Origin of the sequence: Streptococcus mitis (assembly GCF_003943905.1) — a bacterium.
Lineage (GTDB): Bacteria > Bacillota > Bacilli > Lactobacillales > Streptococcaceae > Streptococcus > Streptococcus mitis_BC.
In genome coordinates this window covers 427,730-443,846 of sequence record NZ_RJNS01000001.1, presented here as the reverse complement: position 1 = coordinate 443,846, position 16,117 = coordinate 427,730, and the positions used below count along the sequence as shown (strand labels likewise).

Annotated in this window: 12 protein-coding genes and 2 tRNA genes; 13 read left to right on the top strand and 1 reads right to left on the bottom strand. The window is 39.6% G+C overall.

Annotation, left to right across the window (positions count from 1 at the left end):
* Positions 1–73: 73 nt before the first annotated feature.
* The 4 genes from D8854_RS02225 to D8854_RS02210 all read left to right on the top strand — a co-directional run bounded on the left by D8854_RS02225 (position 74) and on the right by D8854_RS02210 (position 4,812).
* Positions 74–1,129: a BMP family lipoprotein gene (locus D8854_RS02225; protein WP_125449348.1), complete on the top strand. Its 1,056-nt coding sequence runs from the start codon at positions 74–76 to the stop codon at positions 1,127–1,129.
* A gap of 137 nt (positions 1,130–1,266) precedes the next feature.
* Positions 1,267–2,802, top strand: coding sequence for an ABC transporter ATP-binding protein (locus D8854_RS02220; protein ID WP_125449346.1), 1,536 nt, complete (start codon positions 1,267–1,269; stop codon positions 2,800–2,802).
* A complete protein-coding gene (locus D8854_RS02215) occupies positions 2,795–3,853 on the top strand; it encodes an ABC transporter permease (RefSeq protein ID WP_084873261.1) in 1,059 nt (352 codons plus the stop codon). Before D8854_RS02220 ends, D8854_RS02215 begins: the two co-directional genes overlap by 8 nt.
* 2 nt (positions 3,854–3,855) lie before the next feature.
* Positions 3,856–4,812 carry an ABC transporter permease gene (locus D8854_RS02210; RefSeq protein WP_125449344.1) on the top strand — a complete coding sequence of 319 codons (957 nt, stop codon included), beginning with the start codon at positions 3,856–3,858 and terminating at the stop codon, positions 4,810–4,812.
* A gap of 33 nt (positions 4,813–4,845) precedes the next feature.
* On the opposite strand, the gene plsY is transcribed toward D8854_RS02210, so the two are convergent.
* Positions 4,846–5,487, bottom strand: a complete 642-nt coding sequence (gene plsY / locus D8854_RS02205; RefSeq protein WP_125449342.1) for a glycerol-3-phosphate 1-O-acyltransferase PlsY — start codon at positions 5,485–5,487, stop codon at positions 4,846–4,848.
* A 135-nt stretch (positions 5,488–5,622) separates the two neighbouring features.
* Between plsY and parE the strand changes: the two genes are divergently transcribed.
* The 9 genes from parE (at position 5,623) to D8854_RS02155 (ending at position 16,070) form a co-directional block, all read left to right on the top strand.
* Positions 5,623–7,572 carry a DNA topoisomerase IV subunit B gene (gene parE, locus D8854_RS02200; RefSeq protein ID WP_125449340.1) on the top strand — a complete coding sequence of 650 codons (1,950 nt, stop codon included), beginning with the start codon at positions 5,623–5,625 and terminating at the stop codon, positions 7,570–7,572.
* A gap of 56 nt (positions 7,573–7,628) precedes the next feature.
* Positions 7,629–8,879, top strand: coding sequence for an RES domain-containing protein (locus D8854_RS02195; RefSeq protein ID WP_125449338.1), 1,251 nt, complete (start codon positions 7,629–7,631; stop codon positions 8,877–8,879).
* 310 nt (positions 8,880–9,189) lie between these two features.
* Positions 9,190–10,281 (top strand): DNA/RNA non-specific endonuclease, encoded by a 1,092-nt coding sequence (locus D8854_RS02190; protein ID WP_125449336.1) that lies wholly within the window; start codon positions 9,190–9,192, stop codon positions 10,279–10,281.
* Between the two features lie 161 nt (positions 10,282–10,442).
* Positions 10,443–11,255, top strand: coding sequence for an aminoglycoside 6-adenylyltransferase (locus D8854_RS02185; protein ID WP_125449334.1), 813 nt, complete (start codon positions 10,443–10,445; stop codon positions 11,253–11,255).
* Positions 11,256–11,883: 628 nt separating this feature from the next.
* A complete protein-coding gene (gene parC / locus D8854_RS02175) occupies positions 11,884–14,364 on the top strand; it encodes a DNA topoisomerase IV subunit A (RefSeq protein WP_125449330.1) in 2,481 nt (826 codons plus the stop codon).
* 116 nt (positions 14,365–14,480) lie between these two features.
* Positions 14,481–15,518 carry a branched-chain amino acid aminotransferase gene (locus D8854_RS02170; RefSeq protein WP_312023737.1) on the top strand — a complete coding sequence of 346 codons (1,038 nt, stop codon included), beginning with the start codon at positions 14,481–14,483 and terminating at the stop codon, positions 15,516–15,518.
* Positions 15,519–15,629: 111 nt separating this feature from the next.
* Entirely contained in the window at positions 15,630–15,860 is a 231-nt protein-coding gene (locus D8854_RS02165; RefSeq protein WP_000037107.1) for a DUF2969 domain-containing protein, read from the top strand.
* Positions 15,861–15,909: 49 nt separating this feature from the next.
* Positions 15,910–15,990: transfer RNA gene (locus D8854_RS02160), tRNA-Tyr, on the top strand.
* Between the two features lie 8 nt (positions 15,991–15,998).
* A tRNA-Gln gene (locus D8854_RS02155) sits at positions 15,999–16,070 on the top strand.
* Positions 16,071–16,117 lie beyond the last annotated feature (47 nt).

Sequence of the window (16,117 nt, the reverse complement as noted above, 5' to 3'; positions counted from 1 at the left end):
GTGGCTGTGGTCTACGTGACCAAACGATCTATACTTGCAACATCGTTGCACATCTTATTTAGGAGGTTCAGTAATGAACAAGAAACAATGGCTAGGCCTTGGTCTAGTTGCAGTAGCAGCAGTTGGACTTGCTGCATGTGGTAATCGCTCTTCTCGTAACGCAGCTTCATCTTCATCAGAAATGAAGACCAAAGCAGCAATCGTAACAGATACTGGTGGTGTTGATGATAAATCATTCAACCAATCAGCTTGGGAAGGTTTGCAAGACTGGGGTAAAGAACACAATCTTTCAAAAGATAATGGATATACTTATTATCAATCTAACAGTGAAGCTGACTACGCTAACCACTTGCAACAAGCGGCTGGAAGTTACAACCTGATCTTCGGTGTTGGTTTTGCCCTTCACAATGCAGTTGAGGAAGCAGCAAAAGACCACTCTGACTTAAACTATGTCTTGATTGATGATGTGATCAAAGATCAAAAGAATGTTGCGAGCGTAACATTTGCTGATAACGAAGCAGCTTACCTTGCTGGTGTTGCAGCAGCTAAAACAACTAAAACAAAACAAGTTGGTTTTGTAGGTGGTATCGAATCTGAAGTTATTTCACGTTTCGCTGCTGGATTTAAGGCTGGTGTTGCCTCAGTAGACCCTTCTATTAAGGTACAAGTTGACTACGCTGGTTCATTTGGTGATGCTGCTAAAGGTAAAACAATTGCAGCAGCTCAATACGCTGCAGGTGCAGACGTTGTCTACCAAGCAGCTGGTGGTACAGGTGCTGGTGTCTTTGCTGAAGCAAAATCTTTGAACGAAAGCAAAAATGAAAACGAAAAAGTTTGGGTTATTGGTGTAGACCGTGACCAATCAGCAGAAGGTAAATACACTTCTAAAGATGGTAAAGAATCAAACTTCGTTCTTGTATCTACATTGAAACAAGTTGGTACAACTGTAAAAGATATTGCCAACAAAACAGAAAAAGGTGAATTCCCTGGTGGACAAGTGATTGTCTACTCATTGAAAGATAAAGGGGTTGAGCTAGCAGTAACAAACCTTTCAGAAGAAGGTAAAAAAGCTGTTGAAGATGCAAAAGCTAAAATCCTTGACGGAAGTGTAAAAGTTCCTGAAAAATAATGGATAAAAGTCATTTCTTAGAAAGCGGCCATCGGTCGCTTCTTTAAGAATTGAGGCAATTTTTTGTCTCAATAGAACTTGTTAACACGATTAGCAGGTTTTATTGAAACAAAATAAACCTCGGAAAGGAAAAGCATATGGCACACGAAAATGTCATTGAGATGCGGGATATTACCAAGGTGTTTGGTGAATTTGTAGCGAACGACAAGATCAACTTGCAACTGCGAAAAGGTGAAATCCATGCACTTTTAGGAGAAAATGGAGCGGGTAAATCCACTCTGATGAATATGCTGGCAGGACTTCTCGAACCAACTAGTGGTGAAATTTCGGTGAATGGTCAGGTTGTCAAACTAGATTCACCTTCTAAAGCTGCTAGTCTAGGAATTGGGATGGTTCACCAACATTTTATGTTGGTTGAGGCTTTTACAGTAGCTGAAAATATCATTTTGGGGAGTGAAATCACTAAAAATGGTGTGCTAGATATAGCTGAAGCTACTAAAGAAATCAAGGCTCTTTCTGAACGTTATGGCTTGGCAATGGATCCTGCTGCCAAGGTGGCAGATATTTCCGTTGGTGCTCAACAACGTGTAGAAATCTTGAAGACACTCTATCGTGGTGCTGATATCCTTATCTTTGACGAACCTACGGCAGTATTGACTCCTTCAGAGATTGATGAGTTGATGGCTATCATGAAAAACCTTGTCAAAGAAGGAAAATCCATTGTTTTGATTACCCATAAACTGGATGAAATTCGTGCGGTATCCAATCGAGTGACGGTTATTCGTCGTGGGAAATCAATCCAGACGGTTGAAATTGCAGGGGCAACCAATGCAGACTTGGCAGAGATGATGGTAGGACGTTCTGTCTCCTTCAAAACGGAGAAACAGGCACCACAACCAAAAGAAGTAGTCTTGTCTATCAAAGACTTGGTTGTTAATGAAAACCGAGGTGTACCAGCTGTGAAGAATCTTTCTTTGGATGTTCGTGCTGGTGAAATTGTCGGTATTGCAGGTATTGATGGCAATGGCCAATCTGAACTCATTCAAGCCATCACGGGTCTTCGTAAGGTTGAGTCTGGTAGTATTGAATTAAAAGGCAAATCAATCGTAGGGATGCACCCTCGACAAATTACGGAACTCAGTGTGGGGCATGTTCCTGAAGACCGCCACCGTGATGGTTTGATTTTGGATATGATGATTTCAGAAAATATCGCTCTCCAAACCTACTACAAAGAACCACTCAGCAAGAATGGTATCTTAAACTATGCCAATATCACTTCACATGCCAAGAAATTGATGGAAGAATTTGACGTCCGTGCGGCGAGCGAGTTTGTTCCAGCAGCAGCTCTTTCAGGAGGAAATCAACAAAAAGCGATTATCGCTCGTGAGATTGATCGTGATCCTGATCTCCTTATCGTCAGCCAACCAACTCGTGGTTTGGATGTCGGTGCCATTGAATATATCCACAAACGCTTGATTGAAGAACGTGATAACGGAAAAGCTGTGCTTGTTGTCAGCTTTGAATTGGATGAGATTTTAAATGTTTCAGACCGAATTGCTGTTATTCATGATGGGAAGATTCAAGGTATTGTGTCGCCAGAAACGACTAACAAACAAGAACTTGGTATCTTGATGGCAGGTGGAAACTTGGGAAAGGAGAAGGATGATGTCTAAAAAGTTACAACAAATTTCGGTTCCCTTGATTTCCGTATTCTTAGGAATCTTGCTCGGGGCCATTGTCATGTGGATCTTCGGCTACGATGCTATCTGGGGTTATGAGGAGTTGTTCTATACAGCTTTTGGTAGCCTTCGTGGGATTGGTGAGATTTTCCGTGCCATGGGTCCTCTTATCTTGATTGGTCTGGGGTTTGCAGTTGCTAGTCGTGCAGGTTTCTTTAACGTTGGGCTTCCTGGTCAGGCACTAGCAGGTTGGATTCTTAGTGGTTGGTTTGCTTTGTCGCATCCGGACATGCCACGCCCAATGTTGATTTTAGCGACCGTAGTAATTGCTTTGATTGCAGGTGGGATTGTAGGTGCTATTCCAGGTATTCTCAGAGCTTATTTAGGTACATCAGAGGTTATCGTAACCATTATGATGAACTATATTGTTTTGTACGTAGGGAATGCCTTTATTCATTCTTTCCCAAAAGACTTTATGCAAAGTACAGACTCAACGATTCGTGTGAGTGCCAATGCCACTTATCAAACACCATGGTTATCTGAGTTAACTGGCAATTCTCGTATGAATATCGGAATCTTTTTTGCCATCATTGCTGTTGGTGTGATTTGGTTCTTGCTCAAGAAAACGACTCTCGGTTTTGAAATTCGTGCAGTTGGTCTCAATCCCCATGCCTCAGAGTACGCTGGTATTTCAGCAAAACGTACAATCATCCTATCAATGATTATCTCTGGTGCTTTGGCTGGTCTCGGTGGAGCGGTCGAAGGTCTAGGAACCTTCCAAAACGTTTACGTTCAGGGGTCATCATTAGCTATCGGATTTAACGGGATGGCAGTTAGTTTGCTTGCTGGAAATTCACCAATTGGAATCCTCTTTGCAGCCTTCTTATTTGGTGTTCTGCAAGTTGGTGCGCCAGGTATGAACGCTGCGCAAGTTCCGTCTGAGCTTGTTAGCATTGTAACAGCGTCTATTATCTTCTTTGTCAGTGTTCACTATATTATTGAACGCTTTGTCAAACCGAAAAAACAAGTTAAAGGAGGTAAGTAAGGATGTCTATTACAACATTACTCACCCTCTTGGTCTCTTCTATGCTGATTTACTCAGCACCACTTATTTTTACGAGTATCGGGGGAGTTTTCTCTGAACGTGGTGGTGTCGTTAACGTCGGTCTTGAAGGAATTATGGTTATGGGAGCCTTTTCTGGGGTTGTCTTTAACCTTGAGTTTGCAGAACAACTTGGAGCAGCGACTCCTTGGATTTCCTTGTTAGTTGCCGGTATCGTGGGAGCTATGTTCTCCCTCATCCATGCAGTCGCTACAGTTCATTTCCGTGCGGACCATGTTGTCAGTGGTACAGTATTGAACTTGATGGCTCCTGCATTAGCAGTTTTCTTGGTTAAAGTTCTTTATAACAAAGGACAAACGGATAACTTAAGCCAGACTTTTGGACGTTTTGATTTCCCTGTTTTGGCCAATATCCCAGTAATCGGCGATATCTTCTTTAAGTCAACAAGTTTGCTAGGTTATATCGCGATTGCCTTCTCATTCTTTGCATGGTTTATTCTCTTTAAGACACGTTTTGGTCTTCGCCTTCGCTCTGTTGGTGAACACCCTCAGGCAGCAGATACCTTGGGGATTAATGTATACAAGATGCGATATCTTGGGGTTATTATCTCAGGATTCCTAGGTGGAATTGGGGGAGCGATTTATGCTCAATCCATTTCAGTTAACTTCTCAGTGACAACTATTGTCGGTCCTGGATTTATCGCTCTTGCTGCGATGATCTTTGGTAAATGGAACCCAATCGGTGCTATGCTTTCTAGTCTCTTCTTTGGACTTTCACAAAGTTTGGCAGTTATCGGTTCTCAATTGCCTTTCCTACAAGGAGTGCCAGCTGTTTACCTTCAAATCGCGCCTTATGTCTTGACCATCCTTGTTTTAGCAGCCTTCTTCGGAAAAGCAGTTGCTCCTAAGGCAGATGGTATCAACTACATCAAGTCAAAATAAGCATACAAAAAAACGTCAGTTCAAACTGGCGTTTTATTTTTTAGGATTTTGATGAGTTAGGTTCAATCCCCAAGGGACGAGATTTTCAGTTTTATTTTTGATGCGTGTGATATTATCCTTGTGACGAATGATAATCAAGCTAGCAAGAGCTAAGATAATTACGATAAAAAGAAGGTCATAGCTACTCAGGATAAACCCAAATAGTGGGAAAATCAGAACTCCAATTACAGCAGCAATAGAAGCGGCAACGCTAGACAGTGAAATCATACTGCCTAGATAGAGGGTGCCAAAGAAAACGACTGCTAGGTAGAGGCAGAAGACAGGCGCAAATCCGAAAATCACCCCAGCGCTGGTTGCGACAGCCTTACCACCTTTAAAGCCTGCAAAGATAGGGAAGGTATGTCCAATTACAGCCAAAAGTCCAAATACAAGAGGTGATACACTTTGTAGGTGGAAAAGAATAGGAAGGAGAGTGGCCAAGGTTCCTTTAAAGAAGTCAATCACAAAGGTTGCCATACCCGCTTTCTTACCTAAAATTCGGAAAGTATTGGTCGTTCCAGTATTTCCAGAACCATATTCACGCAGATTTGTTTGAAAAAAGATTTGTCCAATCCAAAGACCAGACGGAATCGAACCTAGCAGATAAGCTAAAATTAATAATACAAATGTCATCATAGAACTATTATACCATGAAATGGTATAGAAAGTCAGAGAATATCCTGTGAAATTGTGACGGCTGAAAGGGAAAAGCTTTGCAAAATCCCTAGAAAACCTGTAAAATAGAAAAGATGAACAAATAGGAGGTTCCTTGTGTCAAAAAAGGAAATCAATATTAATAACTATAATGATGACGCCATTCAGGTGCTAGAAGGGTTGGATGCGGTCCGTAAACGTCCGGGGATGTATATTGGTTCGACCGACGGTGCTGGTCTCCATCACCTAGTCTGGGAAATTGTGGATAATGCAGTCGATGAAGCCTTGTCTGGATTTGGTGACCGCATTGATGTGACCATCAATAAAGACGGCAGTCTAACCGTTCAAGACCATGGTCGAGGGATGCCGACTGGGATGCACGCCATGGGAATTCCAACTGTTGAAGTTATCTTTACCATTCTCCACGCTGGAGGAAAATTCGGTCAAGGGGGTTATAAGACATCTGGAGGTCTCCACGGAGTGGGATCTTCAGTCGTTAATGCCCTATCAAGTTGGCTAGAAGTTGAAATCACCCGTGACGGTACAGTCTACAAGCAACGTTTTGAAAATGGTGGAAAACCTGTTACAACCTTGAAGAAAATTGGGACAGCACCCAAGTCTAAGACAGGTACTAAAGTCACTTTCATGCCTGACGCGACGATTTTTTCTACGACTGACTTCAAGTACAGTACCATTTCAGAGCGCCTTAATGAGTCAGCCTTTCTTTTGAAAAACGTTACCTTGTCATTGACGGACAAGCGAACAGATGAAGCAATCGAGTTCCATTATGAGAACGGGGTACAAGACTTTGTTTCTTACCTCAATGAAGACAAGGAAACCTTGACGCCAGTCCTATACTTTGAAGGCGAAGACAATGGTTTCCAAGTGGAAGTTGCCCTCCAGTACAATGATGGATTCTCAGATAACATTCTATCCTTTGTCAATAACGTTCGTACGAAAGATGGTGGAACGCACGAGACAGGACTCAAGTCAGCCATTACCAAGGTTATGAATGACTACGCGCGTAAGACTGGACTCCTCAAGGAAAAAGATAAAAACTTAGAAGGTTCAGATTATCGTGAGGGACTAGCAGCTGTTCTTTCTATTCTGGTTCCTGAAGAACACCTCCAGTTTGAAGGTCAGACCAAGGATAAACTAGGAAGCCCACTAGCTCGCCCTATTGTTGATAGCATTGTCGCAGAAAAATTAACTTTCTTCCTCATGGAAAATGGTGAACTGGCTTCTAACCTTATTCGCAAGGCTATTAAGGCACGTGATGCGCGAGAGGCAGCTCGCAAGGCGCGTGATGAAAGCCGAAATGGAAAGAAAAATAAAAAAGACAAGGGCTTGCTGTCTGGTAAATTAACGCCAGCCCAGTCTAAAAATCCTGCCAAGAACGAACTCTATTTGGTTGAGGGGGACTCTGCCGGCGGTTCTGCCAAGCAAGGTCGTGACCGTAAGTTTCAGGCTATCTTGCCTCTTCGAGGTAAGGTTATTAATACAGCCAAGGCCAAGATGGCGGATATCCTCAAAAATGAGGAAATCAACACTATGATTTATACCATCGGTGCTGGTGTGGGTGCAGACTTCTCCCTTGAAGATGCTAACTATGACAAGATTATTATCATGACCGATGCGGACACCGATGGTGCCCATATCCAAACTCTTCTTTTAACATTCTTCTACCGTTATATGCGTCCGCTAGTTGAGGCAGGCCATGTCTATATCGCCCTTCCGCCTCTGTACAAGATGTCCAAAGGCAAAGGCAAGAAAGAAGAAGTGGCCTACGCTTGGACGGACGGAGAGCTAGAAGAACTCCGTAAGCAGTTTGGCAAAGGCGCAACCCTCCAACGCTATAAAGGTCTTGGTGAGATGAATGCGGACCAACTCTGGGAAACAACCATGAATCCAGAAACTCGCACTCTTATCCGTGTTACGATCGAAGACCTAGCACGCGCTGAACGCCGTGTCAATGTCCTCATGGGAGACAAGGTCGAACCACGCCGTAAATGGATTGAGGATAATGTCAAATTTACGCTGGAAGAGAGTGGGGAGATGGTGTTTTGATATGAACAAATTCAATATTAGAAAATTCTAGTATTTGTAAATTTGGGAGAATTTAAATGTTATGTTGTAATTGTGATGAGTATAATTTTATTCTTTCTATTGAAGAATATGTTGTAAGAGAGCGTCCCAAAGAAAATATCATTGATTTTTTATTTGATGAGTATTCACAAAAATGTTTTCAGGATATTACTTGTGAAAGTTGTGGAACAAACTTAGTTAGTGGAGAAAGTTATTTTCCTAACAAAGTGGATGTCATAAATGAGGTACAGAAATATGTAATTTCTGAAATAAATTCAATGATAATTCAATGTGAAATATGTTCAGAGATTAAAGATATTTCTTATAGTATGAAGCAGTACTTTGAAGATGATGAAACTATAGATACTGAAGTCGATTCTGCAATAACATTGTCAGAGTTATTGAATGAGCAATTCAATATTGATAGTGAGTCTAAATATTTTGAATCAATTACTGAAAATATTCATTGCGGAAATTGTAAAAACGGAACTGGTAATAATTTCGAAGATAAAAAAGATTATGGTGTATTGAATTGGGATACTGAAGTTTACACAAATTATGAATTAGATGAGTTTGAAGAAAAGTTTTATGGAGAGAAATCAGCTTTACGAAAAGAGATTAGTTTGATGGCACTTAACTTCTCTATTGAGGAATTAAATGACCTAAAAAATGATTATATAAAAAATAAAATTTATATTTCGAGAAATCCTTATTTTTGTAAACTAGAAAATAGAATAAGGAAATGGTTTAAAGATGATAAATTTATCTATAAGATGAGTAAAAATAGACTTCTATATAGAACAAGAGTTGTAGATAAAGATAAAAATGTACACAAAGAAGATTTATGGGCACCACCAGCAGAATATGCGAATCAAGGGAGATTTAATGATATTGGAACAAGTGTTCTGTATTGTTCGAATGATAAGAGTATATTAGAAAAGGAGGTTCCGATAAAGGAAGATGATATAGGTATAAAGAAGCGTATATTAGTTAAAATCGTTAGCAATAGAATACTGAATTTATTTCCAATAAACTATATATTTGGAAAAGATGAAAAATTTAATGGATTAATAAGTGAAAAAGATAACGATTTTTCTGAAACTGTGATAAAAAAACATTACATTATTTGTAATATAGTGTCAGCAATCTGTTCCAAAATTGGATATGATGGCATAGTTTATAAATCAGTTAAAAGTGGAGAGTATATAAATTATGCCATTTTTAATGTTAAGGAAGATGAAGATTTAGGGATAATAGATAAACTAGAAATTACATATAATGGTTTTTGATAAAAAATAAAATTGGATAATAATGGTAATTGTTACTATTCAATACTTAAATAATAATTTATTAAAAAACTACAAAGACTGCCTCAGAATGTATAGAGAAAAAATTGACAGGTGTACTTTTAATAGTGTATGTTTTATTGTAAATTATACTACAATAAATTTCTATGAATATCTAAATATGAGACGTTAAGTAATTTATATGATTATAGTAATTGTTTCTATAGTTGGAAAAAATATAACGAAAATCTGTTAGAAGAATTAGTGGATGAGATTAAGAAACTGTCAGTGATATATTTGCAAGGAGAATATGATGAATGTCAAACAGAAAATATTAGGCAGATTGGGATTAGAAAATGATGAAGAATTACTCAATCTTCTAGATCTTAGCAATAGACTTGATAAGATTAAATTTTTCTATCCAGAATTTCAGTTCGATTCAAATAATTTGATTGAAATGACATTGGAAAATACAGGCTATTTTAAACTAATTGGAACCGATAATAAAAAAATTAGTGAAACTAATTCTTTTAGGAGGGGATGGGAAACGATTTTAAGGTCTACATCCAAGAGCAGTGAGAGTGAAGATTTAGGCAAATTAAATAAAACTCCAGAGGGTTTTCCGAAAGGAAATGTCCCTAAAGGTAGCGGTGATAATTGGTATTTTCATAGAGGACATATCTTTGCAAGGCAATTTCATAAATTTGTTCTTGGATATAAAATTTTAAATGCTCAACATCAGGATACCCAAGAAAAGTGGTCTAAAATTTCTATCGATTCTCGGGCTAAAAATCTTTTTACACAATTTTCTAGAGCAAATAAAGCGCAAGCAGAAATCGAAGAAAAAGTGCACCAGTTATTGCAAAGTGAAGAATCAGTCTATTATGAAGTAAAAGCTGTCTTTAAAGATCCAGCTGACAAATATCCTATTGGAACTGAAATATTTTATGTATCACTATCATCACACGATGAGTTCGCACACTATTTTATTCCAAACGTTGATTTTGGTTTTGATTTAGAAAACTCACAAACGGACTATGCTGATTTTTATAAGAATGGATATAGTGAAGAAAATCATAGAAAGTTTTTTGCTGATAGTGATAGAAAACATAAAAATTGGCAGATTAGTGAGAATGAATCTTGTAGTGTAAAGTCGAATGGTGGTAATTTTTCTATTAGAGAATTACCTAAGATAGCGGTAGATAATCTCATTGAAAATCTGAAAAAAAACAAAAAAATAACTACATGTAGTAAGCATGTGCAATATGGTGAACAATGGACATTTTTAGGCCAAGCATTAACTTACTTCACTTCTACAGGGACTCTGCGATTACAAGGGAAAGATTCGTCAATGTTTGAAAAGGCTAAACAATATCTTTTAGACTATCTGTCTAAGGAAGACTGACAGTACAATCTTGATATTAACTGATTCTAACAGACTAAATTGGAAAAGAAAGAAGAGTAATATGTAAAACAATTCGATAAAAAATCTGATTGATCATTTCTGTTATTTTATAGTCATATTCTTTTCAAAACTAATATAAATAAAAATTAGCAGGTATTTCCATGAGAACTGAAACCGAAATGATAGATTTAATTTTTCAAACCGCAAAAGCGCTAAAAGTAAACGCTGTCGCCATGTCTGGTTCACGGACAAATCCAAAAGCACCAAAAGATGAGTTTCAGGATTACGACGTGGTCTATGTCGTGGACGACTTAGATAATCTGACGAGTGACCTTTCTTGGTTAGACCAGTTTGGCACTCGTATCATTGAGCAGCATAATGTCCTAGGCAACCGTCGACTTTATCTTATGCTTTTTGAAGATGGCAATCGGATTGATTTAACCCTCTGCTCCAAAGACCACATCCAAGAGTGGGTGGATAGCGAAGCTGATTATACAGTTTTGAAAGATGAGAAAGGCTTGTTTGAGTCCTATACTACAAGTCCTAAACGTTACTGGACGAATCCATCTAGTGCGATAGAGTTTGAAAAAGCCTGCAATGAATTTTGGTGGGTGTCAGCCTACGTAGTCAAGGGAATCTGTCGCAAGCAAGTCTTCTATGCGACTGATCATCTCTACGGCATTTGTCACCAAGAACTCTTGAAGGTATTGGCTTGGCAGGTAGCAAGTGATAGGGGGACGGTTGATGTTGGCAAGAACTACAAGTACCTCTTTAGCTACTTGCCTGCTGAGAAAGAGAAGGAATTCTCAAATCTACTTGATTTTTCAAGTAGTGACAAAATCACTCAATCTTTGTTTGCTACGATGCAACTTTTCCACAGAGAAGCGCAAATCCTTGCCAAAAATATGAGCTTTGACTATGATATGGAAGTAGCTGAGAAGATGATTGAGTATGCTGAGGAGAGGTTGAAATAGTATGTTGAATTATGTGTTTGCTATATTTTTTATGGGATTCCCAGGAGTACAAATTTTAGTATTGGTGTCCTCAATCTTTCTAGCTATTAAAAGAAATAAGTTACATAAAAGGGTGTATGGATTATTTTTCCCGATTATTATAACGATGTGTAATATTTGGCTTATTTCAATAGATCGAACAGAGCTTTTTGATGATGCTTTAAGATTTTCTTTCTTTCTAATTTCTTTTTGTTTACCTATGCTTATTTCTTCCACGCTCTATCACTCAATACGCTTATATTATTTATACAAATCAATCAAGTGGAGAGTCTTCCCTATAAGTATCTGTTATTTATTCGGTTTAATTTTTCATTATCTTAATACAATGCATTGGGAGGAGCTATTTCGAGAGCAAAAGTTTGTATTTGATATCTTGCTGATATCAACTGCTATAATTTCTTATTTACCTTGTCTATATTTGTACGTACTTCAAAGAAGAAAGAACGATCCATAGGGAATAGATGCTTTTGGTTAATCTAAATAAGTGTTTGTGAATGACTTAAATAGTATCTAAAAATATTTTTCTCAAGTACCAATTTTAATGTAAAAACCACTCTACATTCTTTGAAAGGAGTTGAACACGCCCTATATGTCTAACATTCAAAACATGTCCTTAGAGGACATCATGGGAGAGCGCTTTGGTCGCTACTCCAAGTACATCATTCAAGACCGGGCTTTGCCAGACATTCGGGATGGATTGAAGCCGGTTCAGCGCCGTATTCTTTATTCTATGAATAAGGATGGAAATACCTTTGACAAGAGCTACCGTAAGTCGGCCAAGTCTGTCGGTAACATCATGGGGAATTTTCACCCACACGGGGATTCTTCTATCTATGATGCTATGGTTCGTATGTCTCAGGACTGGAAGAACCGTGAGATTCTAGTTGAAATGCACGGTAATAATGGTTCTATGGACGGAGATCCGCCTGCGGCTATGCGTTATACCGAGGCTCGTTTGTCTGAGATTGCTGGTTATCTTCTTCAGGATATCGAGAAAAAGATCGTTCCTTTTGCATGGAACTTTGACGATACCGAGAAAGAGCCGACAGTCCTGCCAGCAGCCTTTCCAAACCTTTTGGTTAATGGATCGACTGGGATTTCGGCTGGATATGCCACAGATATTCCACCGCATAATTTGGCTGAGGTTATCGATGCGACAGTTTACATGATTGACCACCCAACAGCCAAGGTGGACAAGCTCATGGAATTCTTACCTGGGCCGGACTTCCCTACAGGGTCTATCATCCAAGGGCGTGACGAAATCAAGAAAGCCTATGAAACTGGGAAAGGGCGCGTCGTTGTTCGTTCTAAGACGGAGATTGAAAAGCTAAAAGGTGGTAAGGAGCAAATCGTTATCACTGAGATTCCTTATGAAATCAATAAAGCCAATCTCGTCAAGAAAATCGATGATGTTCGTGTCAATAACAAGGTGGCAGGTATTGCTGAGATTCGTGATGAGTCTGACCGTGACGGTCTTCGCATCGCTATCGAACTTAAGAAAGATGCGAATACCGAGCTTGTCCTCAACTATCTCTTCAAATATACTGACCTACAAATCAACTACAACTTTAACATGGTGGCGATTGACAATTTCACGCCTCGTCAGGTCGGAATTGTCCCAATTTTGTCTAGCTACATCGCCCACCGTCGTGAAGTGATTTTGGCACGTTCCCGTTTTGATAAGGAAAAGGCTGAGAAACGTCTCCATATCGTTGAAGGTTTGATTCGCGTGATTTCGATTTTGGACGAAGTCATTGCCCTTATTCGTGCTTCTGAAAACAAGGCTGACGCCAAGGAAAACCTCAAGGTTAGCTATGATTTTACAGAAGAGCAGGCTGAAGCTATTGTAACCTTGCAACTTTACCGCTTGACCAATACAGATGTGGTTGTCTTGCAGGAAGAAGAAGCAGAACTTCGTGAGAAAATTGCCATGCTTGCGGCGATCATCGGTGATGAACGAACTATGTACAATCTCATGAAGAAAGAGCTTCGTGAGGTCAAGAAGAAATTTGCGACACCACGTTTGAGTACTTTGGAAGATACAGCAAAAGTGATTGAGATTGATACAGCTAGTCTTATTGCTGAAGAAGATACTTACGTCAGCGTGACCAAGGCAGGTTACATCAAGCGTACCAGTCCTCGTTCCTTTGCAGCTTCCACTCTGGAAGAAATTGGCAAACGTGATGATGATCGTCTGATCTTTGTTCAAGCTGCCAAGACAACCCAGCACCTCTTGATGTTCACGACTCTTGGAAATGTCATTTATCGACCAATCCATGAATTAGCAGATATTCGCTGGAAAGATATCGGAGAGCATCTGAGCCAGACCATTACAAACTTTGAAACTAACGAAGAAATTCTCTATGCAGAAGTTGTGGATCAGTTTGATGATGCGACAACCTACTTTGCAGCAACTCGCCTCGGTCAAATCAAGCGTGTAGAACGCAAAGAATTCTCTCCATGGCGGACCTACAAGTCTAAGTCTGTCAAGTATGCTAAGCTCAAAGATGAGACAGACCAGATTATAGCGGTGGCTCCAATTAAACTGGATGATGTACTCTTGATTAGCCAAAACGGTTATTCCCTTCGTTTCAATATCGAAGAGGTTCCGGTTGTTGGTGCCAAGGCTGCAGGCGTCAAGGCTATGAACCTGAAAACAGATGATGCGCTTCAGGCTGCCTTCATCTGTAATACCTCATCCTTCTATCTCTTGACCCAACGTGGTAGCTTAAAACGCGTCTCCATTGAGGAAATTCCAGCGACCAGCCGTGCCAAACGAGGCCTACAAGTCTTGCGTGAGTTGAAAAACAAACCGCACCGTGTCTTCTTGGCTGGAGCAGTTGCAGAGCGAGGATTCGTTGGTGATCTCTTTAGTACAGAAATGGAAGAAAACGACCAAACGCTGCTTGTCCAATCTAACAAGGGAACAATCTATGAGAGTCGCTTGCAAGACTTGAACCTGTCAGAACGCACTAGCAATGGAAGCTTTATCTCAGATACCATTTCAGATGAGGAAGTTTTTGATGCTTACATCAAAGAAGTCTTTAAAGAGGACAAAACAAATTCGTAAAAAGAATCAGTCCAGAGGGCTGATTTCTTTTATGTTGAAAAAATTTTCAGAAAATTACAAATAATGCTTGAAATTTTACTAGAAAAGTGTAGAATAGAACACATAGTTTGAATAGTATAAAGGAGAAACACATGACAGTTGCAATTGATTGGGAAAACCTTGGATTTTCTTATATGAAATTACCTTATCGCTATATCGCTCACTACAAAAATGGTCAATGGGATCAAGGAGAATTAACAGAGGATGCAACCTTGCATATTTCAGAGTCTTCTCCAAGTCTCCACTATGGACAGCAAGCATTTGAAGGTTTGAAAGCCTATCGTACGAAGGATGGTAGTATTCAACTTTTCCGTCCTGATGAAAATGCCAAGCGTCTGCAACGTACCTGCGACCGTCTCTTGATGCCCCAAGTACCAACAGAAATGTTCGTAGAAGCTTGTAAAGCAGTTGTGCGTGCAAATGAAGAATACGTACCACCATATGGAACAGGTGGAACCCTTTATCTTCGTCCACTTTTGATTGGTGTTGGAGATATTATCGGGGTAAAACCAGCAGAAGAGTATATTTTCACAATCTTTGCTATGCCGGTTGGTAACTATTTTAAAGGTGGTTTAGTTCCAACCAACTTCTTGATTCAGGATGAATACGATCGTGCAGCTCCACATGGTACAGGTGCGGCCAAGGTAGGTGGAAACTATGCTGCTAGTCTTCTACCAGGTAAAATGGCAAAATCACGTCAATTTTCAGATGTTATCTACCTAGATCCAGCTACCCATACCAAGATTGAGGAAGTCGGATCAGCCAACTTCTTTGGAATCACGGCTGACAATGAATTTGTTACGCCATTGAGTCCATCCATCTTACCATCTATTACCAAGTACTCTTTGCTTTACTTGGCAGAACACCGCTTGGGCTTGATACCGGTTGAAGGTGATGTTCCGATTGACAATCTGGATTGTTTTATAGAGGCAGGTGCTTGTGGAACAGCAGCAGTTATCTCCCCAATTGGCGGGGTTCAACATGGCGATGATTTCCATGTTTTTTATAGTGAAACAGAAGTAGGTCCTGTAACACGGAAACTCTATGACGAATTAACTGGTATCCAATTTGGTGATGTTGAAGCACCAGAGGGATGGATTGTCAAAGTGGACTAAATGACACAAAATAAAGAGAAACTCCATACAGTTGTAAGGGCTGAAATGGAGTTTTTTCTTGCTAGTTTGCGCATTTTCTTGTACAATAGAAAAAGTGAAAAGAGGTAAAGTATGAGTAAAAAAGATAAGAAAATTGAAATTCAATTAACAGATGCAAAAGTGACTGTTGGAAAAGATAGTTATGAAGGATACGTTTTGACGATCGGGAAAAAGGTTATTGGGGAAATTGCCGAATTAGATAGCCAATTTGCCATCATAAAGAATGGAAATGTCGATAGTTTTTATAAAAAACTTGAAAAAGCTGTGGAAATTTTGATTGAAAACTATAATTTGACAAAATAATACTTGTTTTATTGAAAATTTCATGATATAATAGTTCTCGTTAAACATTGGAGAGATAGCGAAGAGGCTAAACGCGGCGGACTGTAAATCCGCTCCTTCGGGTTCGGGGGTTCGAATCCCTCTCTCTCCATTCATCAATGGGGTATAGCCAAGCGGTAAGGCAAGGGACTTTGACTCCCTCATGCGTTGGTTCGAATCCAGCTACCCCAGTTCTTAGGTAATAAATTCAAGATAAAAAGAAAAATATCTTAGGGTAT

What these genes read in the sequence shown, in the direction of transcription:
- D8854_RS02165 (WP_000037107.1), top strand. Translation starts at nt 15,630, where the DNA reads ATGAGTAAAAAAGATAAGAAAATTGAAATTCAATTAACAGATGCAAAA.
- D8854_RS02220 (WP_125449346.1), top strand. Translation starts at nt 1,267, where the DNA reads ATGGCACACGAAAATGTCATTGAGATGCGGGATATTACCAAGGTGTTT.
- D8854_RS02225 (WP_125449348.1), top strand. Translation starts at nt 74, where the DNA reads ATGAACAAGAAACAATGGCTAGGCCTTGGTCTAGTTGCAGTAGCAGCA.
- parC (WP_125449330.1), top strand. Translation starts at nt 11,884, where the DNA reads ATGTCTAACATTCAAAACATGTCCTTAGAGGACATCATGGGAGAGCGC.
- D8854_RS02190 (WP_125449336.1), top strand. Translation starts at nt 9,190, where the DNA reads ATGAATGTCAAACAGAAAATATTAGGCAGATTGGGATTAGAAAATGAT.
- D8854_RS02215 (WP_084873261.1), top strand. Translation starts at nt 2,795, where the DNA reads ATGTCTAAAAAGTTACAACAAATTTCGGTTCCCTTGATTTCCGTATTC.
- plsY (WP_125449342.1), bottom strand. Translation starts at nt 5,487, where the DNA reads ATGATGACATTTGTATTATTAATTTTAGCTTATCTGCTAGGTTCGATT.
- D8854_RS02210 (WP_125449344.1), top strand. Translation starts at nt 3,856, where the DNA reads ATGTCTATTACAACATTACTCACCCTCTTGGTCTCTTCTATGCTGATT.
- D8854_RS02195 (WP_125449338.1), top strand. Translation starts at nt 7,629, where the DNA reads ATGTTATGTTGTAATTGTGATGAGTATAATTTTATTCTTTCTATTGAA.
- D8854_RS02185 (WP_125449334.1), top strand. Translation starts at nt 10,443, where the DNA reads ATGAGAACTGAAACCGAAATGATAGATTTAATTTTTCAAACCGCAAAA.